Consider the following 2,882-nt stretch of genomic DNA (forward strand, 5'->3'; position numbering starts at 1 on the left):
CCAGGGCACCCTCGCAACAAACGCCGCGACGTCGACAGCATCGGCGTCGGCACCGGCGTCGGGCGTCGAGAGCGTCGAGAGCGCCTCTTCGACCAGCTTGTCGGCCGCCTCGGTGTCGGCCATCATCGTGCCGACCGCGACCAGTTTGTAGGCGTCGCCTTTGGACGAGCCGGTCCAGTTCTGGATCAGGGCCTCGGGCGAGAGGAACCCCTGCTGCGCGGCCAGCCCCGAGTGGCCGAGTTCCGGGCGGGACCGGCGGGCGATGGTGCCGGCCGTCCACGCGGCGCGGGCGTCGAGCAGTCGGCGAGCCGCTGCAATCTGCTTCTGACCGATGAGAGCGACTGCGTCCGGCAGAGCCTCATAGTCGGCGCTCGAGGAGCCCAGCAGGGCGACGGCATCGGCCGCCTGCCTGNCCGCGAGGTTCGTCAAACTACGAGGATACCTGATGTAGTACAAGTAGTTGAGAGTCTGTCACTTATTATGGACACTTTATAGCACTAGTTTCGAAGTCTTGTCTGGCAGCGCGGAGATTGGCTCGCCGGGTCTCGACAGGCTCGACCATCGGAAGCGGACACCGGGTGCGGAGGGGCTGAACTAGAGTTTTGGGATCACCATCACCGTGCTCCGCCCGCAGCCCATCGACCGCGAGATCCTGCGCCTCGCCATCCCCGCCGTCGGCGCGCTCATCGCCGAACCGCTCTTCCTGCTCGCCGACTCCGCCATGGTCGGGCACCTCGGCGCCGTTCCGCTGGCCGGACTCGGCCTGGCCGGCGCCGTGCTGCAAACGATCATCGGCCTGATGGTCTTCCTGGCCTACAGCACCACGCCCGCGGTGGCCCGCTGGCTGGGGGCCGGCGACCGCCGCCGTGCGGTCGCGGTCGGCATCGACGGACTCTGGCTGGCCCTCGGCCTCGGTGTGCTGCTCGCGATTGCGGGCTGGTTCGCCACCCCCCTGCTCGTCGGCGCGTTCGGCGCCGAGCCCGCCGTCACCGCCGCGGCCGTCAGCTACTTGGGCCCATCGATGTTCGGACTGCCTGCCATGCTGCTCGTCTTCGCGGCGACCGGGCTGCTCCGCGGGCTGCAGGACACCCGCACCCCGCTGTGGGTGGCCGGGATCGGGTTCTCGGTCAACATTCTGCTGAATGCGGTGTTCATCTACGGCCTGGGACTCGGCATCGTCGGATCCGCCCTCGGCACGGTCGTGGCACAGTGGGCGATGGTCGCGGTCTACCTTGCCGTCGTCGGCCGCCACGCCCGCCGCGAGAGTGCGCCGCTGCGCCCGCATCGGGTCGGGATGTTGCGGGGCGCGGCATCCGGCGGCTGGCTGTTCCTGCGCACGGTGAGCCTGCGTGCGGCCATGTTGCTCGCGGTTTTCGTGGCCACGAGCCTCGGTTCTCCCGAGCTGGCCGCCTTCCAGATCGCGATGACCCTGTTCGCCACGCTCGCGTTCGCCCTTGACGCCCTAGCGATTGCGGCACAGGCGCTGGTGGGCCGGGGCCTCGGCGCCGGCAACTTGGCCGAGGTGCGCGCGGTGCTCAGGCGCTGCCTCGAATGGGGCGTGCTCAGCGGGTCCGCGCTCGGGCTGCTGGTGATCGCCGCGAGCGGCGTGCTCGGCCGACTGTTCACGAACGCGACCGAGGTCAGCGACCTGCTGCCGGCGGCCCTGATCGTGCTCGGGCTATCCGTTCCGCTCGGCGGGGTGGTCTTTGTGCTCGACGGAGTGCTGATCGGTGCCGGCGACGCGCGCTACCTGGCCCTGACCGGATTGGTGAACCTGGCCGCGTTCGTGCCGCTGGCAGTCGCGGTGCTGCTGCTGGCGCCGTCGGGACCAGCGGGACTGGCCTGGCTGATGGCGGCGTTCGCGTTCGGCTACCTCGGCGCACGCGGGGTGACGCTCGGGCTGCGCGCCCGGGCGGCGAAGTGGATGGTCGTCGGCGCCCGCTGACACCGGGGCAGCCCCAGCGCTGACGGCCGCGGCGCAGCTCGGAAAGCGGGCGCAGGTTCTCCCGTGCGCCAGCCTCCGCGGCCGGCGCCGGAAGGCTAGGCACGGCGGCGGCGACTCTAGCTGAAGGAGTCGCCGCAGGCGCAGCTGCTGCCGGCGTTCGGGTTGTCGATCGTGAAGCCCTGCTTCGCGATGGTGTCCTCGAAGTCGATCGAGGCACCCTCGAGGTACGGCACACTCATCTTGTCGAGCACGACCCCGACGCCGTCGAAGTCCACGATGACGTCGCCCTCGAGAATGCGCTCGTCGAAGTAGAGCTGGTAGATCAGGCCGGAGCAGCCTCCGGGCTGCACGGCTACGCGCAGGTTCAGGTCTTCGCGACCCTCTTGGCTGAGCAGGCTGCGCACCTTCAGCGCGGCGGCGTCGGTCAGGCCGACGCCGTGGGCCGGTGCGATGGGGGCAATGGTGTCGGTCATGAGACTCCTCGGACTTCACGCTGCATGGACGCGTCGGGACCGCTCCGCTTGAGCGTTTCGCCTGCGCGAGTATCCAGACACTCTAAGCTCCCGCGGCCGTTCTGCGAACCTCGGAGGCTGCCGCCGGCATCCGCTGCGTGCCCGCGCCTCCCCGACGACCCCTCGACGACCTGCCGGTGACCCGCCAAAGCGAGCCGAAGTGTAGCCAGATGAAACCCTGAAGCCTAGGGTGAAGTGTTCCTGTTTTTTTTATGCGCGTGGTCCAGATGACCGCGACGCAGCACGGCGTGGCCCTGATTGTCTTTGATCTCTCAGCGGTGCGCACCTGAGCCGTCCTCACAACTCGTTCTCAGCCGGTCTCCTCACGGAGTCCGGCTCGGGATGACCGGACTAATATCCGGGTTGCCGGGGTGGCAGAAGAGGTAAATATGTCTGACGTCCTTCTTGACCGTCCCGAACTTGCG

The 2,882-nt window shown here is 68.9% G+C and carries 2 protein-coding genes; one reads left to right on the plus strand and one right to left on the minus strand.

Going from position 1 to position 2,882, the window contains the following annotated elements:
* The first annotated feature begins 613 nt into the window (after window positions 1-613).
* The gene (locus tag CXY81_RS00065) at window positions 614-1,945 is read left to right on the plus strand and encodes an MATE family efflux transporter (protein ID WP_233191240.1); all 1,332 of its coding nucleotides are present in this window, start codon (window positions 614-616) and stop codon (window positions 1,943-1,945) included.
* Window positions 1,946-2,061: 116 nt separating this feature from the next.
* Here CXY81_RS00065 and erpA read toward each other — a convergent pair whose 3' ends face one another.
* Entirely contained in the window at window positions 2,062-2,418 is a 357-nt protein-coding gene (erpA, locus tag CXY81_RS00070) for an iron-sulfur cluster insertion protein ErpA (protein ID WP_104169336.1), read from the minus strand.
* Window positions 2,419-2,882: the final 464 nt, after the last annotated feature.

Source organism: Cryobacterium sp. M25 (genome assembly GCF_002929635.1).
GTDB lineage: Bacteria > Actinomycetota > Actinomycetes > Actinomycetales > Microbacteriaceae > Cryobacterium > Cryobacterium sandaracinum.

Excerpts from the sequence above, each read along its gene's own strand:
- erpA (WP_104169336.1), bottom strand. The coding sequence starts at position 2,418 with ATGACCGACACCATTGCCCCCATCGCACCGGCCCACGGCGTCGGCCTG.